We start from the raw sequence: 19,411 nt of genomic DNA on the forward strand, positions 1-19,411 counted from the left end.
ACTTCTGTCCTGGAGCGGTGGCGTCGGCTTCTCCGGCGCCGGGGGCGGAAATCGAGTGGATCAGGCGCTGGCGATGCGGTTGCGTCCCCTGGCCTTGGCTGAATAGAGCGCGCCGTCGGCGCGGGCGAGCAATGTGTCGGAGCTTTCGTGCGGACGCAGCGTGGTGACGCCGGCGGAAATCGTCAGCTTCATGCCCGGCGAGAACGCGCTCCAGTCGAGATCGGCAATGATCACGCGCAGCCGCTCGAGCGCGCGCACCGCCTGATCCTGCGACAGGTCGGGCAGCACCAGCAAAAATTCCTCGCCGCCGTAGCGGCCGAAGCGGTCGATGCTGCGCAGATTGGCGAACATGCTGATGGCGAAGGTGCGTAGCGCTTCGTCGCCGATCGGATGTCCGTAGACGTCGTTGATGCGCTTGAAATGGTCGAGATCGATCAGCGCGACCGCCGAGGTGCTGCCGCTGCGGGCGCAGCGCGCGATCTCCTCCTCGAGCATGCGCATGATGCAGCGGCGGTTGAAGGCGCCGGTCAGCTCGTCGAGCTCGGCGAGCTCCTCGATGCGGCGGTAGGCCTGCTTGAGCTTGACGCCGCTCTGATACAGCGACTGCTGCATCGAGCTCGAGAAGAGGCCGAGCGCCATGCAGCGACCGATGGTCAGCGCGAACACCAGCATCGTGGCCAGGCGGTCGATCATGCTGCCCATCGGCATCGCGATCGGCTTGTTGGTTCCGAGGAACAGCGCGGCCAGGCCGAGAACCATGATGGTCCAGACGACGGCGCTCTGCCGCGCCGAACTGCGCAGCGCGCCGAAGCCGAACACCACGAACAGGTTGCAGAGGAACAGCACGCCGACTTCCGGCGCGAGATAGGTGAACACCAGGAGGTTCACCATGTTGATGGCCGATTGCGGCGCGACCAGATAGTGGTCGCGGAAGCGCTCGTGGAAGCCGAACTCCGAGAGCAGGACATAGGCCGCGACCAGGGCAAGGCCGGTCGTCGCATAGCCGGTCGCGACCAGCACCGATGTGGTGCCGGCATGGGCGTAGAGCAGCAGCACGGCCGCATCGAGCACGAAGCAGCTGGCGATCATCGACTGGATCTGGCGGCGCTGCCGGGTCCGGCGCGCCAGGCGCTCCGCGGTCAGCTTGGGACGGCCGCTATCCAGCGTGCCCGTCACCGGTCGCGGAATTGACGATGCAGCGCTGCCCATAGTCTCGCCGTTGCTGGAAATGCGGCGAAAATCTACGGGGCAAAGCCTTTAGGTTTGGTATCTTTCGGAACCCGAATTTATCCGGTCGAGACCCTTGTTTCATAAGGGAAATCCGACCGCTACCGCTTGGTTCGAAGCGCGCACGCCGATTTCATGCGTCCTTATCGGCACCGCAGCTGACACTGGCCTGCCGGCAAAGGCTTGGTATGGTCGCGCCGGTTGGCGTGGCATCTGGAAGAGCGTTCGTTACTATGATACCGTTTCTGGGGGATTCGGCGATTTTTCTGCGATCGGATCGCCGTCTGTGGCATAGATCACACATGCGGTTAGGACATTGCCGTAATGTGAAGAATCTTGGCTCTCGCGTCGAACCACGCGCCATCCCCCTCAGACCAACTTTGCGAGACGGCCATTGAGCGCGACACAGGCGGCTTCAGACGACGTTCTGATCGCTCGGATCGCTCAAGGCGACCGGCTCGCCATGCAGGTGCTGTACGGGCGGCACCATGTCAGGGTGTTCCGCTTCGGGCTCCGGCTGGTGCGGGACGAACAGGTCGCAGAGGATCTCATCAGCGAGGTCTTCCTCGATGTGTGGCGTCAGGCGGGCAAGTTCGAGGGACGTTCCGCCGTTTCAACCTGGCTGCTGGCGATTACCCGGTTCAAGGCGTTGTCTGCGCTCCGGCGCAGGAAGGACGCGGAGCTGGATGATGAGGCCGCGAACGCGATCGAGGACACGTCCGACGATCCGGAAACGGTGGTGCAGAAGAAGGACACCGGTGACGCGCTGCGTAAGTGCCTGAGGGGGCTGTCCGCGGAACATCGGGAGATCGTCGATCTTGTCTACTATCACGAGAAATCCGTGGAAGACGTCGCAGAGATCGTCGGGATTCCGGAGAACACCGTGAAGACGCGCCTGTTCTATGCGCGCAAGAAACTTGCCGAGCTGCTGAAGGCGGCGGGCATCGAACGAGGTTGGCCATGAAGGCTGCGAGCAACAAGGTGCTGGATCAAGAGCCCGGCGATATCGAGATGCTGCTGCCCTGGCATGCCGCCGGCACGCTGAACGCACGCGACGCCCGCCGCGTCGAGGATGCGCTCGCCCGCGATCCGGAGCTCGCCAGGCAATATGCTGTCATCCGCGAGGAATATGCCGAGACCATCCGGCTCAACGAAAGCCTCGGTGCGCCGTCGGCCCGCGCCATGCGGAAGCTGTTCGCGGCGATCGATGCCGAGCCCGAGCGCAAGCCGTCGGCGTCGGCACGGATCTCGGGCTCTGTTTCCGAGTTCTTTGCAAAATTGTCGCCGCGGACGCTGGCCTGGTCGGCCAGCGCAGGCGCCATCGTCGTGCTGCTGCAGGCCGGCGTGATCGGCGCGGTGTTGATGCAGAACCAGCCGGCCCCGATCAAGACGGCGTCGATCCAGTTTGACGACCGCGCCGCCGCGCCGAATGCGCCGATCACCCGCGACCTCCGGGCTGCACCTGCGCCTGCAACCGCTGCGCCGACCCGGTTGCTGCTGCGCTTCACGCCGGATGCACGGGTCGCCGACATCACCGCGCTGCTCGACAATTATCAGGCCACGATCGATGGCGCCAAAGGCGGCGTGTTCCGGGTGCAGTTCGGCAACCGCACCTTGAACAAGGACGACGTCGCGGCGACCATCGCCCGACTGCAGAAGGAGAAGATCGTCAACTTCGCCGCCGAGACGCCGTAAGCGACGCGGCTGTCGCTCGATTGCTGGGCGACCCTTGCAGGTTCGGCGCACGCCCAGGACTTCATGCAGCCAAGCATTGGCCGCGCCGCGCGGCTGCGGATCAATCTCAACATCAGGGTTAGGTGGTGTGGACTCTAGGGATTCCCTTTTGGGGGCAAATCAGATTCAAGATTGCTTTTGGGGAGGCAGTCTTGGGTGTGATGGATCGGCTGGTGTTGAGCGACGCGGCGTGGGAGCGGATGGCGCCGCTGATCATACCGGCCTGACCAGAAGGGCTCGACCGGCCGCGACAATCGGATGTTCGTGGAGGGTGTGCTTTGGATCGTGCGTACGGGCGCTCCCTGGCGTGATCTTCCGGAGACGTTCGGAGACTGGAACAGCGTGTTCCGGCGCTTCAGTCGATGGAGCGCCAAAGGCGTCTGGTGCCGCATCTTCGAGGCGATGTCCGATGACCCCGACTTCGAATATTTGATCGTCGATTCCACCATCGTCCGAGCCCATCAGCATGCTGCCGGGGCCAAAAAAGGGGGTCTGAAGATCAGGCGATTGGCCGTTCGCGCGGCGGCCTGAGCACCAAGATACATATGGCCGTTCGCGGCTTGGGATGTCCCGTACGGTTCACGATCACCGCGGGTCAGAAGGGCGATGCACCGCAAGCTGCCGAATTGATCGAAGGGTTGCCTGCCGAGGTGGTCATGGGCGACACGGCCTATGACGCCGATCACTTACGCCAAGCCATCGCAGCCAAAGGGGCGCTCGCCGTCATCCCCAACAACCCGTCACGAGCGCTCAATCATCCGCTCGACAAGTGTCTCTATACCCAGCGCCACCTCGTCGAATGCTGCTTCTCAAAGCTCAAGCAATTCCGCCGCGTCGCAACCCGCTTCGAAAAGACCGCTCGAAATTATCGGGCGGTCGTCACCCTCGCAGCCATCATTCTCTGGCTGCGGTAAGTGTCCACACCACCTAGGGCGCCTGGCCGCGACGATCTGTTCGGGCAGGCGAGGCGGATGCTCTCGCGGCCGTGATCGCGGTAGTCAACGCAGCCGGCGCGCCGGTCGCAGCCGTTGTGGACAAACCGTCGCAGCCATCGCAGCTGCCTGATGGCAATAACACTTCCGTGAGCCGCGCGTTGAATGATACCGCACCGTCGATGGCGCTGGACGAATCCAGCGCAAAACGCCCTGCGGCGCAGTGATTTTCGACGTTGAACGCGCGAAATGATGCGCTGGAACCGCGCAGCGCGAAGGTTAAAAAAATGGCCGGGGGTTTGAACGTCGGCGCTGCTCTCACGACTTATATGCGTGGGAGCGGTTTACCCTCCCCGGCTATATCAGGCGCGAGCGCCCATCCACCCCAAGCGCCCATATGGCTTTGACCCGTCCGGTTGTCCCCCCGGACGGGTCTTTCATTTCCGGGTACGCCTTACGTAACGCGAGACGCAATCGATCAACCAGTCCCGCGCATCAGTCGCGCGATGCCCGCTGCGACGAAATGGTGTGGATCGTTCAGCAACGCCCCGCTGTGGAAGCGCTGTGCATCGCCACCATACAAGCCGATGACTTGACTGAGGATACGGCGAGAAACCCCGTAGTGGTGCGGACTTCTTTCGTCACCCGGCGTCGATTAAGAATTTAGTTAGACTTTATTTACCTTTTCCACAGAATATCGATGTCACGTCGAGTTGATTCGGTTCGGTTGCGTCTGCGTCGGTTTCTCTCCCTGCGGGCAAAGTGGAATGACACACCGGACTGACGTGGCCAGAGGCCAGGAGATCGTTGCGCGCTGGTGCAACCTGGCCGAGCAACGACTGGAACACCTCACCGAACTGTTCGAGACCGGGCGCTGGCGGCGCTATCACACCGAGCAGGCATTTCTCGAAAACATCAAGGAAGCGCGCGCCGCGGTCGACACCTGGCGCGAACTGCTGACGCGCGAGGCCTCGCTCGACAATTCGCCGATCGACCTGTCCTGGCTCGGCCGCGGCACGTCTAAGCTGCCGCTGCGCGATGTCATGCCGGCACCGGAGCGCCGGCCGGAGGCCGCCGCGCTGGCTGAAGCCACCATGACCGCGGTCGCGGCCGCGCTCGAAACGGTGACCGCGGTGCTGGAGGAGGCGCCCGCCGTGGCCGACGCGCCGCCGCTGAAGATGCCCGCGCCGGTGCTCGATCTCGACGCGATCAAGGCGCGCTATCCGCTGCTGCGCAACACGCTGTAGCAATCATTTTCCGGATCATGCGCTAACGCCGCACCGCGTTCGCACCCACCGTCAGCTGCGCATATTGCTGGGCGCCGCCGGCCGACAGGTCGGTCGTGATCGGGCGGGCGTGATCGAGCCCGACGATCGCGCCGCGCGGGGTTTCCGAGATCACATTGTTGTTGATCAGCGCGGTGCCGGCGCCCGGTACCACCGAGACACCGATGCCGACAGGGGCGTTGCGGATCACGTTGCCGGAGATCGCGACGTCGCGCAGATATTTGCCCCAGCCGGCGACGATGCCGAAGGTCGGCGCGTTCTCGACCACGTTGCCGGTGACCGAGGTGTCGGCCTCGACATAGATGCCGATGCCGGCGCCGTCGTTGGGGTCGGTGCCGACCGGGCGTTTCGGCAGCAAATTGCGGAAGATGTTGCCCTGGACCACCGCGATGCGGCCGCCTTCGTTGAAATTGCACACGGAGACGCCGATCGCGGCGCCGTCGACGGTGTTGTTGGCGATCACGGCGGCCTCGAAGGCGAACTCCGAATAGAGCGCGACCTCGCGGACATTGCTGACGCTGTTGTCGGTGATGTGGATATTGGACGCCGAATTGCCGCGCACCGCGGAGAAGTCGCAGTTTTTGATGCGGTTGCCGCGCACGATCACGTTGCCGGCGCGGAACGCGTTGATGGCGTTGCCGTACTGCCCGGAGCCGCCTGGGCCGGCCTTGATGTCCTCGATGCGGTTGTCGGCGACGATCGAGCCGTCGTCGCCGATCGCCGTGCGCAGGATCTCGATGCCGTTGTCGTTGGTGCCCTTGATGGTGTTGCGCGCGACCATCAGGCCGAGCGCATCGAACGACACCAGCGCGGTGGTCGCGATGTCGGTGAAGAAATTGTTGCTGACGTCGCCCGAGATCTGCTCGAACCAGATGCCGTTGCCGCCGCTGCCGATGAACTGGCAATCGGTGATGCGGATGTCGCGGCCGGACAGGCAATGCACCAGGCCGCGCCGGTTCGGCAGCGGAATTTTGCCGCCGTCGAAGGTGAGGCCCATCAGCACAATGCCGCCGGCGCCCTGGCTTTCCAGCAGCGAGGCGCCGCCATTGAACACCAGCCGGCTGGCGCCGCGCACGCCGATCAACTGGCTGCCGGGTGAAAGGCTCAGCGGCCCGGTGCGGTAGACGCCGGGCGGGAACGCCAGCGGCACCTGCGCACGCGCGGCCTCATCGATCGCGCGCTGCAGATTGCGGGTCTGGTCGTCGGGGCTGCCCGGACGCGCACCATATTGCGTGACGTCGCGGCCGAGCGAGCCGGCCGCTTGCGCCGCGCGGGCGGCGTCGGGCGACATGGCAAGCGCGCCGGCGACGCCGGCGGCGGAAGCTCCGATCAGGTGACGGCGGTTGACGTCCATAATCCGTGGTCCTCGCTGAACAGCGAGCGTGACGTTCGCCCCTGCTAGGTAGCGCGAAATGCGGCGCCGCATGGTGAACACACCGACGCAGCGGGGCGATTGTTGGCGGTAGGGTTAATCGCCGGTGCAACTGACGGCGCTCTGCGATGATTGCGGGGATGACGGTGATGGGTTTGAGCGTGCATCTGCATTCTCGCGACGTGTTTCGTCCGAGCCTTGTTTATCGTTTCGCCCTCGAGAACAGAGGGCGCAGGGAATGCCGGGGGCGCGCTGCACCCGCGGTCTCGTGTGCCAATGGGTAGAAAGTGACGCACACGAGCATACAGGTTCAGCGGAGGCACTCCGGCATTCCCTGCGCGATGGTTTTACGGCCTATACGTGCTCACCCCGGCGAGACTGGGCTTTGTTGTCACCGCCTTCGCAAAAACGCTTGCGCGTTTTGCGAGAGGACACCTGCCACTAGGGCGTCAGGCCTGCACGATTTCACCGTCCCCTGCGGCACGTTCGTCTCGTGCGCCGCAGCGGCCACCGCATCTCACCGCAACACTCGTGACGATCGCGAAGCGCCCCTCGATCGGGTGAGACGGGCGAGACCATAGGATAATTTTCCGTTCGTGTAAACCGAAATATTGTTGCGACGAGGGCTTGACGGTTTTTTGGCTGACTTGCCCGTCGTGTCGAATGCGCAACACTCTGGGAGACTGCTCCGCAGGATGGGTAGAGTAAAGCGAAACTCATCATCTCACCGCGGGCAGGCCATTGAGATTTTCTTGAAGCGTCAGATGCCGGCGAGTGGCCGTCAGCCGATCGCCGCTTACGACCCGCGCGAGCATGGGCCCCTAGCCCGAGGGCAACGCCCTATGCTTTAATATGTCCGGCGGATCGACCGATCTCGGGAGGCCGTTTTGACCGGCAATCGCGTTGAACGGCGGCTTGCAGCTATCCTTGCGGCTGATGTGGCGGGCTATAGCCGCCTGACCGGCTTGGACGAGGAAGGGACACACCTCCGGCTGAGGGAGCGTCTGCGTGGACTCGCTGATCCCAAGATCAGCGAGCACCGTGGCAAGGTCGTCAAGCACACCGGCGATGGCGTGCTTGCCGAGTTCTGCAGTGTCGTGGATGCAGTGCGCTGCGCCATCGAGGTTCAGCGCGGTATGGCTGAGCGAAATGCCACGGTGCCGCAGGTCAAGCGGATCGAATTCCGCATTGGCATCCATGTCGGCGACATCATCGTCGATGAGAACGATATCTTTGGAGATGGCGTCAATATCGCCGCGCGCCTCGAAGGCATCGCGGAGCCCGGCGGGATCTGCATCTCGGACGACGCGCAACGTCAAATCCGCGGCAAGATCGATACTGCCTGCGAGGACATGGGCTCGCAGAACCTGAAAAACATCGCTGAGCCGATGCGCGCGTGGCGGTTGAGGATCAATGCGGGCGGTTCAGCGGCCGCGCCGACCGAGCCGCCCGAAAGCACGCAAGCTCTGGCGCTCCCGGACAAGCCGTCGATCGCCGTGCTGCCGTTCGAGAACATGAGCGGCGACCCCGAGCAGGAATACTTCGCGGACGGAATGGTCGAGGAGATCATCACTGCGCTGTCCCGCTTCAAATGGCTGTTCGTCATCGCGCGAAATTCAAGCTTCACCTTCAAGGGCCGAGCCGTCGACATCAAGGAGGTCGGACGCAAGCTTGGCGTCCGTTATGTCCTTGAGGGGTCGGTGCGCAAGGCGGCGGGGAAAGTTCGGATCACCGGGCAGTTGATCGATGCGGTGACCGGAGCGCACATTTGGGCAGACAGGTTCGAGCGTGACCTAACGGACGTGTTTGCCCTCCAGGACGAGGTGACGGTTGCCGTTGTCTCGGCCATTCAGCCAAAACTGCTTCAAACAGAAATCGACCTGTCGGCACGGCGGCGACCGGAGAACCTCACCGCCTATGATTTCTATCTCCGCGCCATGCAGCAGTATTACCTCATGACCCCCGAAGGGTTGGCGGAGGCGATCAGGCTGGCGCATCGTGCTCTGGAGCTTGACCCGCGGTTCGGCCTTGTCGCTGCTCTGGCAGGCCACTGTCACATGCGGAACGTCATTTGGGGGCATGCGATCGATCCTCAATTCGACCGTAAGGAAGCCGTGCGGTTTCTTCGCCTGGCATTGAGCATCGACGATGGTGATTCGGAGACGTTGGCATGGGTTTCCCTCATCTCGGCGTACATGGTCGGCGACAGCGAAAGTGAGGTCGAAATGGCTGACCGGGCGGTCGCGCTCAACCCCAATTCATATCGTGCATGGCACTGCAGAGGCCAAGTCTATCGAATTGCAGGGCTTCCGGAGGAAGCGGTCCGGAGCTTCGAACGTGCCATCCGCCTGAGCCCGGTAGACCCGCGGCTACCCATAACGTTTGTTGCGATGGGGATGGCCTTTGTTGAGCTTCGCCGCTTTGACGAGGCGATTGTCGCGGGGAATAGAAGCCGACGTCAGAACGCCTCCTACTCGACGGCTTACCGTTGTCTCGCGTCCGCCTTCGCCCATCTTGGGCGCGACGTCGAGGCGCGTGAGGCGGCGGCGCTCGTGCTTCAGCTCGATCCCGCCTTTACAATATCTGCGTTGATCGCCCGGGGCGGGTACTTGAACGCGAAGCTGCTGATTGAGGGTCTTCGGAAGGCGGGGTTGCCCGAATGATTGGTGCTCGGCCGCGCCGATCGGGTGATCGAATAGCTGCATTTACGAGCATTCGAACGCAGCAGTTACTGTTAGGTCAATGGTGCTGCCCGATGGGTTCCTGGTTCCGAAGGTGCCTCGTACCCCTCTACTCTCGATCCAGCGGCCATGCTTTGGTCAAAACTGCGTTGAGTGTTTGGCAGGGGGCGCCGACATTAGTGAAAAAATGCAATTGCCCTCGTTCGGGTGATATCTGACCGGGTGCCAGGTCGCTCCCTGCCGTATTCTTGAGGTGCCCACCGCAAAGGCTTGTGATGGAACGGGCAAGGTTCGATAAGGCCGGTATATTCGCATTTGGCGATACTCGAAGCGCTGTGACCTACGCGGTCGAGGTTTTGATCGTCGCCGCGATCTATGGTGGCCTTGCCGCCTCCGCGCACCTGCTTCCCGCAATCAATCCAGCCGCGACACCGCTGTGGCCGCCGACCGGGGTTGCGCTCGCGCTGGTTCTGCTGCGCGGCTACCGGATTTGGCCCGCGATCCTGCTGGGCACCATCGCGCCTTACTTCATCACCGACCGATCGTTCCTGGAGTTTGGCGCCGCCGGGATCGGCATCCTCCTTGCTGCCTTTGCCGGGGCCTGGTTGATCGAACGTTGGTCGAACGGTTGCCAGACGTTTGCCACACCTTCCGGTGTCGCAAAGTTTGCACTCCTTTCCATGGCGCCGACCACGATGATCAGTTCCTTGATCGCTTTGGCCGGATTCATTCTCGTCAACGAACCGGGCATTTTCGATGCCGTCGTCGCCGGGTTGACCTGGTGGCTTGCAGACGCGGCTGCGACCCTGGTGATTGCTCCGGTCATCGTGCTCTGGGCGATGATGCCTTTGCGGATTTCCTCCAGATGGGATCTGTTGGAAGCGATCGCAGTCTGTGCTCTCGCCGGCATCATCGGGATCGTCGCCTACAGCCCGCTGATCGGCAGTGACCTCATCAGCAGCGATCTCGACGTGCCGCTGCCGCATCGCAGCCTTCTGGGCTTTCTGGCTTTGCTGCCGTTGATCTGGGCTGCTCTGCGCGGCAATAGATGCACCGTGGCGACGGCCGCGCTCATTTTCACCGCAATGGCCGTGTGGGGATTCGCGGTGGGGAATGATCCGTTTCCGAAGGTGGATCCGAACGGAGCACTGTTGTCATTGCTCGTGCTTTCAATCAGCGTATCGGCGCCGCCGCTTGCCCTGGCTGCGGCAATTGCGACCCGCCAGAGCATCGAAGCCCATTTGCGTTCGGTTCAGGACCAGCTGAACAGTCAGCTTGAACGGAAGACCGTGGCGCTCGGCAACGTGAGGCGCCACTTCCAGAGCCTGATCGAAGGCGTCGTCGACTATGCAATCTTTGCCCTCGATCAAGAGGGACACGTTACCAGCTGGAACAGCACCGCTCAGAAAATCACCGGCTACACCCCGGAAGAAATCATCGGCAAGCATTTTGGGATCTTCTATCGGCCGGATGAACGCCGCGCGGGTTCGCCGGCCCACGCATTGGAATCGGCAATCGAGCGAGGCAAGCACGAGGTCGAGGGTTGGCGCATCAGAAAGAATGGTACGCCGTTCTTCATCACCGGCTCGGTCGCTTCGAGCCGCGATGATGCGGGAAATCTGATCGGCTTCATCAGCATCCTGCGGGATGCAACCGAGCGCCGCGACGCCGAGGAGAAGCTGGTTCAGGCCCGCGAACAGCTCGCGATGTCGCAGAAAATGGAGGCAATCGGCAAGCTGACCGGCGGGATTGCACACGACTTCAACAATCTATTGATGATCATCGGAGGCAGTGCCCAGATCTTTACCCGCCTGCTTGATCCAAAGCTGCCGAGAGCAATCGAAGCCATCCAGACCGCCGCCAAGCGCGGCGAGAGCCTCACACGCCAATTGTTGACGTTCTCGCGGCATCAGCATCTCAGCCCGACGGTCGTCGATCTGAATGCGGCCATCAAGAACATGCGGACCATGATCGAGAGTTCGCTGCGCGGGAACATCGTGTACGACGAGAACGTCGGCGAGGGCACGGCGCCAGTCAAGGTGGACCTCGCCGAGCTGGAACTTGCGATCGTCAACATTGCCGTCAATGCGCGCGATGCGATGCCAAGCGGCGGCACGTTCAACTTGTCAGTCCATGCGGTGACCGCGGACCAGGAAACCGGCGGCGATCGCCGCGCCAAGGCCTTCTTTGCGATAGCGCTTGGCGACACCGGCACCGGCATTCCGCCGCATCTTCTGTCCAAGATGTTCGATCCGTTTTTCACGACCAAAGAGGTCGGCAAGGGCACCGGGCTCGGCTTGTCCCAGGTTTATGGCTTTGCGCACCAGGCGGGCGGAACGGTGACGGCGGACAGCAAGGTTGGCCAGGGAACAACGATCACGATCTATTTGCCGTCCTGCGCAGACGAGCAGATCGCCAGCAAGGAGCTCGCCGCCGCCAGAGCGAAGGCAAGGCAAGCGCCGCGGCCGACGGTTCTCGTCGTCGACGACAGCCCCGAAGTGGCGGATGTGACATCCTCGCTGTTCGAGCATCTGGGCTATGACACGATCTATCGAGATTCGGCCGAAGCGGCGCTCAAATTGCTCGAAGGTGGAACAAAGATCGATCTCGTGTTCAGCGATATCGTCATGCCGGGGACCATCGATGGCGTCGGGCTCGCGAGAGAAGTCAGGTCGCGATATCCCGGTTTGCCGATAGCCCTTACAACCGGCTACAGCGATGCTGCAAAGGCAGCTCCGCCAAATCTGAGAATACTCCGCAAGCCGTTCGATACCGAGGCACTGAGAGATTTCATCCAGGATCTTGCGCCGCCGCGATCAACACGATCATCCGGCGTGCCTTTGGCGTCAGGCGCGACTGACGCTTTGAAGCGCCCCTCGATCGGGTGAGACGGGGAAGTCACACACTGAAATGCGAAGTCCGCGTCTGGCCAAGCTGACGACTTGGCTTGCAGGACTTGGCTTGCAGGACTTGGCTTGCAGGACTTGGCTTGCACGACTTGGCTTGCACGGCTTGGCTTGCGTCAGCTTTGTCCAGGAAGCGTTGAACATCCCCCGGTTTGCAGCTACCCTCCTAAAATAGAACAAATGTTCGCCTATTGAACAGCCGGGGACCGGGAGGGCGTGATGGTTTGCAAGTTGAGGGCGCTTGCGATTTTGGGTGCGGGACTGTGGTTCGCCGGCGTTGCAGCGGCGCTGGCCCAGCAGGGAGATGTCAACGCACCCGATCTCATCCTCGTCAACGGAAGGGTTTTGACGCTCGACGAACGATCGACCGTGGCCGAGGCGGTCGCGGTCAGGGACGGCAAGATTCTCGCGACCGGGAGCAGTGCATCGATCAAGGCGCTTGCCGGCGCCAAGACCCGCGTGCTCGACGTGTCCGGCAAGACCGTCATTCCCGGATTGATCGATACCCACGCTCACTTCAAGGCGGCCGGCCTTGCCGACTATGTCGTGACCATGGGCCGGGCAAAGACGGTCGCGGAAGCCCTCGAGATGATCAAGGCATTCGCGGCCAGGAAGAAGCCAGGCGAGTGGATCGTCGGTGGCGCGTGGCATCCGCCGTCGCAGCTCGCCGAGAAGCGTTATCTGACCAGACAGGAGATCGACAGCGTCGCCCCTGACAATCCGGTCTACCTGCGCACCGTCGGGCATTTTTCGATGGCAAACACCCTGGCGCTGCAAACGGTAGGGGTCGACAAGACCACCGCGAATCCGAGCGGCGGATCCTTCGAGCGCGACGCTGCCGGTGAATTGACCGGCGTCCTCGTCGAGACGGCGATCGATCGGGTCGAGAAAGCCGTGCCGCCGTGGACGGAAGACGACGAAATCCGGCAGTTCGCAATTGCCGAGGGCGTGCTGAACCGTTTTGGAATCACGAGCGCAGTCGAAGGCGCAACGGAAGCCCGGGATATCCGCACGTTGCAGAAACTTGCCGCCTCGGGAAAAGCGACTTTGCGCGTCGGCTTGATGTTCCGGCCGGAGCCGCCTGCCGATCTGACCGCATGGGAAACGATCATGTCGGGCAACGGGGCAGCGTCGGGTTTCGGCGACGATTGGCTGAAATTCGCTGGAATCAAGATTTTCTACGACGGGGGCATGACGCTGAAGACGGCACTGATGCGCGACGCTTATCCCGATTCACATGACAACTATCGCGGCATCGCGCAGCAGACACCCGAACGGCTGAAGCAGCTCATCTCGATCTGCAACCGCTACGGCTGGCGCGTCGGCGTGCATGTCGTCGGCGACCTCGGCGTCGACCAGGTGCTCGACGCGCTCGAAGCAGCCGACAAGGAGAAATCGATCCGGGATCGCCGTTTCGTCCTCATCCACGCCAGTCTGATCAGGCCGGAGCAGATGGAGCGTGCGCACGCGCTGGGCGTCCGCATCGACTTCCAGAACGTCTTCATGTGGGACAAGGCCGCGACCGTCGAGCGTTTTCTGGGACGGGCGACCGCAGACCGCGCCGTGCCGACCAGGACGCTGATCGCGAAAATGGGGCTCGACAATCTCGGCGCAGGAACGGACTTTCCCGTCAATCCGATCGACCCTTTCCTCAACATGTACATCATGGTGACCAGGAAGGATCCGAATGGGAACGTTTACGGCGCGGCGGAAGCGATTAGTCGCGAGCAGGCCCTGCGCCTCTACACCAGCGCGGCCGCGCGCTACACATTCGAGGAAACGCGCAAGGGGACGATCGAGCCCGGGAAACTTGCCGACCTCGTGGTGCTCTCCGCCGACTACATGGCGGTACCGGACACACAGATCAAGGACATCAAGGCTGAAATGACGCTGGTAGGCGGCCAGGTCGTGTTTCAGCGCTGAACCGCAATCGCAGAAGAGATGATACGCCGAAAGCGGACATGAAGCGCGCGGGTCCTGCGGGCCCGGTTGCGCGTCAGGTCGTCCGTGAGGCGCGCTTTGGTCGAGGTCGACCGCGCCTGCTTGCCATCACCGGCTCCGTCGGGCGGGTGATCGGAAACGTCTCGCGCGCAGGCGCTGCGGCAACCGGTTCACAGGTCGTTGCGGTTGACGGAAATCCACCCCGGCGCGTCGTCATCTACGTGTATCCGAACATGGAGGCGCTTCGTGCCTGGCGAAACGATCCAGCCTACGTGCAAGTGCGCGCCGTCGGCGAGAAATACGCCACGTACCACACGTTTGCCGTCGAGAGCTCTGCGGCCAATTAGCGCCTGCGGGACGGGGAAGCGAACGCCATTGTCTCACCAGGCGGCGCGCAGCTCACTTTTTGTTGCGAACTTTACTCGCACCTTTCAGGGGCGCGGCAGGCGCGGACGCCCAGCCGGCCATTTGCATGCACACGAGCAGGTCGACGTAGCTGTCGTTGCCGCCGGCGGTCGCCTCATCCACGCATGTATTCCTCACGCTGTCTGGGCTCGTAGACCAGACGCCCCCGAGCTGCGCTTGCGCTTCATTTTCGTCGCGCATGCAACCCGCGTAGTCCTGGGAAAGAACCAGATTCGCCGCGTTATCCGCCGCGACGGTTGCCTTGCATGTCGCCTCGACGTCCAGTTTCGGAATGCGGTCACTGGCCGGGATCACCAGCTGGCTTCCGATCATCACCATCGACAACAGTGCAATCTTCATGAGACCCTCCCGCCGAACAGCCTGGGGCAACTCGAAATATCTGTCCCGCCTCTGTGCGATACTTCGCAGCCACGATCGGGTAGCCGTTTCCGAGACGGAAAAATCAAATCAGATGAACGGTTCCAGGATATCCTTGTCTCATCCTCGGCTCAAATGATTTTCGTGCCAGCCGGCCAGCATGGCGACCAACTGTCCTATCGCATCAGTCATGCTGTACGCGGCGCGGCCTGACGCGTCGCTCAGGCGCGCGCGGCCTGCCGGGTCAGCTTCACCAGCTCCAGCAGCATCGCTTCGCCGGCATCGACCAGCGCTTCGAGCGTGATCGGCGAGGTGGCGCGCGCCGCCGTTCCGTCATGCGCGAGCGGCGGAACGTGGACGAATTGCGCAAGGCGCGGGCCGTTGTTGCGGTTGACGGCCTCGATGGCGCGCCAGCTCAGATAGTTGCAGAGATAGCTGCCGGCATCGCGCGACAACTGCGCGTCGATGCCGGTCGCCAGCGCGGCGCGCAACAGCTTTTCCGAGTGCGGCCCGAAGCTCCGCGCGTCGGCGCCGTCCTCGATCGAGCCCTTGTGCGGATGCTGGTGGCCGGCGTCGGGAAAGCGCGTCGTCACCGCGTTGCGGGCCCGAGTCTCGATCCGCAGATGCGGGGTGCGGCCGGCGAGGCCGAACATCAGCAGGGCCTGCGGGCGATGCCTTGCGATCAGCTCCGGCAATTCGCGATCGACGCTCGCGTAGGTGACGTGGAAGATGTGGCTGGTCAGCGCCACGTCGTCGAACGCCGGACGCCGCAACCCGGTCAGCCGCTGCACCAACGGCATGGTGGGGTTGAACGGCGCGCCGGGAAACGTGCCGAAGCCGGTGACGAGGACGCGCAGCTTCTCGCTCATCGCAGCAGCTCCGCGATCTGTTCGGCGGCGACCGCGGGTGAGATCCGGCCTTCGGCGACCTCGGCTTCCATCTTCTTCACCTTGGCGCGGATCGCAGCGTCGCTGCGCAGCCGCGCCATGATCCGGTTCTCCAGCATCGACCACATCCATTTCACCTGCTGCTCGCGGCGCCGCGCGGCGAATTCGCCGGAGGCGTTCATCGCGGTGCGGTGCTCGAGGATCTTTTGCCAGAGCTTGTCGAGCCCGGCGCCGGTCAGCGCTGAATAGGTCTCGACCGGCGGATGCCAGTGCTCGGAGCGCGGCGCCAGGATATGCAGGGCGCTGCGATAGTCGGCGGCGGCGAGGTTGGCGCGCTTGAGATTGTCGCCGTCGGCCTTGTTGATCGCGATCATGTCGGCGAGCTCGACCAGGCCTTTCTTGATGCCCTGCAGCTCGTCGCCGGCGCCGGGCAGCATCAAGGCCAGGAAGAAATCGGTCATGTCGCAGACCGCGGTCTCGGACTGGCCGATGCCGACGGTCTCGACCAGCACCACGTCGAAGCCGGCCGCCTCGCACAGCAGCATCGCCTCGCGGGTTTTTGCCGCGACGCCGCCGAGCGTACCCGACGAGGGCGAGGGACGGATATACGCGTCATCGGAGGCCGCGAGCCGCGCCATCCGCGTCTTGTCGCCGAGGATCGAGCCGCCGGTGCGCGCCGAGGAGGGATCGACCGCCAGCACCGCGACCTTGTGGCCGCGCGCGATCAGGAACATGCCGAGCGCATCGATGGTGGTGGACTTGCCGACGCCGGGCGAGCCGGTGATGCCGACCCGCACCGCCTTGCCGGTGTCCGGCAGCAGCGCTTGTACAAGCTCGCGCGCGGAGGCCTGGTGATCGCTCCGCCGGCTCTCGACCAGCGTGATCGCCCGCGCCAGCGCCGCGCGGTGGCCGGCGCGGAGGTCACGGGCGAGGGCGCGGATGTCGGGGGAGGCAGGCTTCGGTGAGGTCATGGCCTTGGTTTACAACAGTGGCCAGTTACGGACGAGAGGGCGGCGCTGGAGTCCCAAGTCTATATGAGTTGAGAAAGAGCTGATGCCTCCTCCATTGGGTTCCACAAGAACTATCAAAATCTCAGGGCAATCAGCCGAGCCAATGTTTTCTCAACCGCCGCGCGGCCCCCTGAAACATAGGAAACAAGTTCATTATTCCTCCCATGAGGGTAGCCAACGAGATTGTTCATCGAGTTTATGACCGCACAAGTGAACTCAATTTGGTCGACCGTTCGTCGAGGCCACGCCGCGTGAACCTCTCTCACGGTGGCGCGATCAACGCCGATCAAAGTTTCGAACTCCCAATCGGGGAAGAAAGTACCTTCCACGGTTGCGCGGAGCGCGTCGCGCACAGTGTCGATCTCGGCGGAAGATAGCGCCTTGAGTAGCGTGTCCATGGTTACCTCAAGGCGTTCAACAGCAAACGGCGTGCAGCACCGCGCAAAGGAATAAAGCGGCGACCTACTCCGCTGCCTCGCTATGGCCGAGCCTTGTGTTGAGTTTGCGGATCAGCTCCTCGGCGGCGTCCGAGATCACGGTGCCGGGCGGGAAGATCGCCTCGGCGCCGGCGGCGTAGAGCGCGTCGTAGTCCTGCGGCGGCACCACGCCGCCGATGATGATCATGATGTCCTCGCGGCCGTGCTTCTTCAGCGCGGCCTTCAATTCCGGCACCGCGGTGAGGTGGGCGGCGGCGAGCGAGGAGACGCCGAGGATGTGGACGTCGTTCTCGACCGCCTGGCGGGCGGCTTCGTCGGCGGTCGCAAACAGCGGCCCGATATCGACGTCGAAGCCGACATCGGCGAAGGCGGATGCGATCACCTTCTGGCCGCGGTCATGGCCGTCCTGGCCGATTTTTGCCACCAGGATGCGCGGGCGGCGGCCTTCGGCTTCCTCGAAGGCGTCGATCAGCGCTTGCACCTTTTCGACCTTGTTGGACATCGCCGCTGCCTCTCGCTTGTAGACGCCGGTGATGGATTTGATCTCGGCGCGGTGGCGGCCGAACACCTTTTCCATCGCGTCCGAAATCTCGCCGACGGTTGCCTTGGCGCGCGCGGCGTCGATCGCCAGCGCCAGCAGGTTGCCGTTGCCTTCGCCCGCGCTGCGGGTCAGCGCCGCCAGCGCTGCATCGACGTCGGTTTGGTTGCGCTCCTTCTTCAGCCGCGCCAGCTTGTCGATCTGCAGCCGCCGCACCGTGGAGTTCTCCACCTTCAGCACGTCGATCGGCTTCTCGTTCTCCGGCTTGAACTTGTTGACGCCGATCACCGCCTGGCGGCCGGCATCGATCCGGGCCTGGGTCTTGGCGGAGGCTTCCTCGATCCGCAGTTTCGGCACGCCGGCCTCGATCGCCTTGGCCATGCCGCCGAGCTCCTCGACCTCCTGGATATGGCCCCAGGCCTTCGCCGCGAGGTCGCGGGTCAGCCGCTCGACGTAATAGGAGCCGCCCCAGGGATCGATGATGCGGTTGGTGCCGCTCTCCTGCTGGATGAACAGCTGGGTGTTGCGGGCGATGCGGGCGGAAAAATCGGTCGGCAGCGCAAGGGCCTCGTCGAGCGCGTTGGTGTGCAGCGACTGGGTATGGCCTTGGGTAGCCGCCATCGCCTCGATGGTGGTGCGCATCACGTTGTTGAAGACGTCCTGGGCGGTCAGCGACCAGCCCGAGGTCTGGCAATGCGTGCGCAGGCTGAGCGAGCGCGGATCCTTCGGGTTGAATGGCTTCAAGAGCTTGGCCCACAACAGCCGCGCGGCGCGCATCTTGGCGACTTCCATGAAGAAGTTCATGCCGATCGCCCAGAAGAACGACAGCCGCGGCGCGAAGCGGTCGACGTCGAGGCCCGCGGCCAAGCCCGCGCGCAGATATTCGACGCCGTCGGCAAGCGTATAGGCGAGCTCGAGGTCCTGCGTCGCGCCGGCCTCCTGCATGTGGTAGCCGGAAATCGAGATCGAGTTGTATTTCGGCATCCGCTGCGAGGTGTAGGCGAAGATGTCGGAGATGATCCGCATCGAGGGCACCGGCGGATAGATGTAGGTGTTGCGCACCATGAATTCTTTCAGAATGTCGTTCTGAATGGTGCCCGACAGCTTTTCCGGCGGCACGCCCTGTTCCTCGGCCGCAGCGACGAACAGCGCGAGGATCGGCAGCACCGCGCCGTTCATTGTCATCGACACGCTCATCCGGTCGAGCGGGATGCCGGCGAACAGCGTGCGCATGTCGTAGATCGAGTCGATCGCGACGCCGGCCATGCCGACGTCGCCGGAGACGCGCGGATGATCCGAGTCGTAGCCGCGGTGGGTGGCGAGATCGAACGCGACCGACAGGCCCTTCTGCCCGGCCGCGAGGTTACGGCGATAGAACGCGTTGGAATCCTCCGCCGTGGAGAAGCCGGCATATTGCCGGATGGTCCAGGGCTGGTTGACGTACATGGTCGGGTAGGGACCGCGCAGATAGGGCGCAATGCCCGGCCAGGTCTCGAGGAAGTCGATGCCTTCGAGGTCGGCCTCGCTGTAGATCGACTTGACCGGAATGCCCTCGGGCGTCAGCCACGGCTCGGCGCTTGCCGCGTGCGCCGCGCTGGCGACGGGCTGGAAAGCGACATCGGCGAAATTGGGAATTTTGGTCATGGTGTCCATCGTATCATTGGCGGTCGGCCTGCG

Annotated in this window: 14 protein-coding genes and 1 pseudogene; 8 read left to right on the top strand and 7 right to left on the bottom strand. The window is 63.3% G+C overall.

Going from position 1 to position 19,411, the window contains the following annotated elements:
- Positions 1-60: 60 nt before the first annotated feature.
- Complete coding sequence (locus CI41S_RS03895; RefSeq protein WP_139857504.1) at positions 61-1,209, bottom strand: GGDEF domain-containing protein; 1,149 nt, start codon at positions 1,207-1,209, stop codon at positions 61-63.
- 412 nt (positions 1,210-1,621) lie between these two features.
- Here CI41S_RS03895 and CI41S_RS03900 point away from each other — a divergent pair, with 412 nt between their 5' ends.
- From CI41S_RS03900 to CI41S_RS03915, 4 genes and pseudogenes are all read left to right on the top strand, one after another.
- On the top strand, positions 1,622-2,191 hold the full coding sequence (locus tag CI41S_RS03900; protein WP_139857505.1) for a sigma-70 family RNA polymerase sigma factor: 570 nt from the start codon (positions 1,622-1,624) through the stop codon (positions 2,189-2,191).
- Positions 2,188-2,922 (top strand): hypothetical protein, encoded by a 735-nt coding sequence (locus tag CI41S_RS03905; protein WP_139857506.1) that lies wholly within the window; start codon positions 2,188-2,190, stop codon positions 2,920-2,922. Before CI41S_RS03900 ends, CI41S_RS03905 begins: the two co-directional genes overlap by 4 nt.
- A 191-nt stretch (positions 2,923-3,113) precedes the next feature.
- Positions 3,114-3,875 (top strand): annotated as a pseudogene (locus CI41S_RS03910) (IS5 family transposase).
- A gap of 785 nt (positions 3,876-4,660) precedes the next feature.
- Positions 4,661-5,140, top strand: a complete 480-nt coding sequence (locus tag CI41S_RS03915; RefSeq protein WP_139857507.1) for a TIGR03809 family protein — start codon at positions 4,661-4,663, stop codon at positions 5,138-5,140.
- Between the two features lie 22 nt (positions 5,141-5,162).
- Here the strand turns inward: CI41S_RS03915 and CI41S_RS03920 are convergent, their stop codons facing one another.
- Positions 5,163-6,533 carry a TIGR03808 family TAT-translocated repetitive protein gene (locus tag CI41S_RS03920; protein WP_139857508.1) on the bottom strand — a complete coding sequence of 457 codons (1,371 nt, stop codon included), beginning with the start codon at positions 6,531-6,533 and terminating at the stop codon, positions 5,163-5,165.
- A gap of 905 nt (positions 6,534-7,438) precedes the next feature.
- On the opposite strand from CI41S_RS03920, the gene CI41S_RS03925 reads away from it, so the two are divergent.
- The 4 genes from CI41S_RS03925 to CI41S_RS03940 all read left to right on the top strand — a co-directional run bounded on the left by CI41S_RS03925 (position 7,439) and on the right by CI41S_RS03940 (position 14,426).
- Positions 7,439-9,214, top strand: coding sequence for an adenylate/guanylate cyclase domain-containing protein (locus CI41S_RS03925; protein ID WP_139857509.1), 1,776 nt, complete (start codon positions 7,439-7,441; stop codon positions 9,212-9,214).
- Positions 9,215-9,567: 353 nt separating this feature from the next.
- Positions 9,568-12,120, top strand: a complete 2,553-nt coding sequence (locus CI41S_RS03930) for an MASE1 domain-containing protein (RefSeq protein ID WP_244626395.1) — start codon at positions 9,568-9,570, stop codon at positions 12,118-12,120.
- A 237-nt stretch (positions 12,121-12,357) separates the two neighbouring features.
- On the top strand, positions 12,358-14,061 hold the full coding sequence (locus CI41S_RS03935) for an amidohydrolase (protein WP_139857511.1): 1,704 nt from the start codon (positions 12,358-12,360) through the stop codon (positions 14,059-14,061).
- 38 nt (positions 14,062-14,099) lie between these two features.
- Complete coding sequence (locus CI41S_RS03940) at positions 14,100-14,426, top strand: DUF1330 domain-containing protein (protein WP_139857512.1); 327 nt, start codon at positions 14,100-14,102, stop codon at positions 14,424-14,426.
- Between the two features lie 52 nt (positions 14,427-14,478).
- Here the strand turns inward: CI41S_RS03940 and CI41S_RS03945 are convergent, their stop codons facing one another.
- The 5 genes from CI41S_RS03945 to scpA all read right to left on the bottom strand — a co-directional run bounded on the left by CI41S_RS03945 (position 14,479) and on the right by scpA (position 19,378).
- Positions 14,479-14,844 (bottom strand): hypothetical protein, encoded by a 366-nt coding sequence (locus tag CI41S_RS03945; protein ID WP_139857513.1) that lies wholly within the window; start codon positions 14,842-14,844, stop codon positions 14,479-14,481.
- A 239-nt stretch (positions 14,845-15,083) separates the two neighbouring features.
- A complete protein-coding gene (locus tag CI41S_RS03950; RefSeq protein ID WP_139857514.1) occupies positions 15,084-15,731 on the bottom strand; it encodes a pyroglutamyl-peptidase I in 648 nt (215 codons plus the stop codon).
- Entirely contained in the window at positions 15,728-16,720 is a 993-nt protein-coding gene (gene meaB / locus CI41S_RS03955; RefSeq protein ID WP_139857515.1) for a methylmalonyl Co-A mutase-associated GTPase MeaB, read from the bottom strand. Before meaB ends, CI41S_RS03950 begins: the two co-directional genes overlap by 4 nt.
- 113 nt (positions 16,721-16,833) lie before the next feature.
- Positions 16,834-17,157 carry a hypothetical protein gene (locus tag CI41S_RS03960; protein ID WP_175607147.1) on the bottom strand — a complete coding sequence of 108 codons (324 nt, stop codon included), beginning with the start codon at positions 17,155-17,157 and terminating at the stop codon, positions 16,834-16,836.
- Between the two features lie 64 nt (positions 17,158-17,221).
- The gene (gene scpA, locus CI41S_RS03965; RefSeq protein ID WP_139857516.1) at positions 17,222-19,378 is read right to left on the bottom strand and encodes a methylmalonyl-CoA mutase; all 2,157 of its coding nucleotides are present in this window, start codon (positions 19,376-19,378) and stop codon (positions 17,222-17,224) included.
- Positions 19,379-19,411: the final 33 nt, after the last annotated feature.

It is taken from the genome of Bradyrhizobium ivorense, from assembly GCF_900696085.1.
In the GTDB taxonomy this organism is placed as follows: Bacteria; Pseudomonadota; Alphaproteobacteria; order Rhizobiales; family Xanthobacteraceae; genus Bradyrhizobium; species Bradyrhizobium ivorense.